The following is a 426-nucleotide window of genomic DNA, read 5'->3' as shown; positions in this document are numbered from 1 at the left end:
CATGCGGGGTCCCCCTCCGTTGACGAGTGCGCCCATCCTTCCGGAGGGCATGAGGGGCGCCGGGTCCGTCGCGGACCGGGCGCCCCTGTCGGGCCGTGGGGGAGGCTAGCTCGCCTCCACCTCCACGTCGTTGCGGACCGTGGAGGTCAGGTCGCCCGCGTCGGCGACGGAGGGGGCGCTGCCGCCGCCGGAGATGAGCTGGGACTCGTCGAGCGGGATGACGTAGGCCACCGTGCTGTAGTCCGCCCACACGCAGACCGTCGTGTTGAGCGTGAAGGTCTGGCCGGACTCCTGGCCGGTCTCCTTGATGCTCTGGCACTTCATGACCGCGTCGCTCTTCATGCCGGCCGGCTTGACGGACTGCGGGCTGCCCGAGGTCTCGACCTTGGTGCCCTCCTCCTTGTCCTGATCCGTGCCCTGCTTGAG

General features: G+C 70.2%; 1 protein-coding gene. It reads right to left on the bottom strand.

Annotated elements, in window-relative coordinates:
• Nucleotides 1–105 precede the first annotated feature (105 nt).
• A partial coding sequence (locus AC5RWQ_RS30585) for a hypothetical protein (RefSeq protein WP_494286062.1) occupies nt 106–426 on the bottom strand: 321 nt, incomplete at its 5' end.

This window comes from Micromonospora sp. BS32 (genome assembly GCF_059089345.1).
The sequence above is the reverse complement of the archived record's forward strand: the minus strand, read 5'-3'. Positions and strand labels throughout refer to the sequence as shown.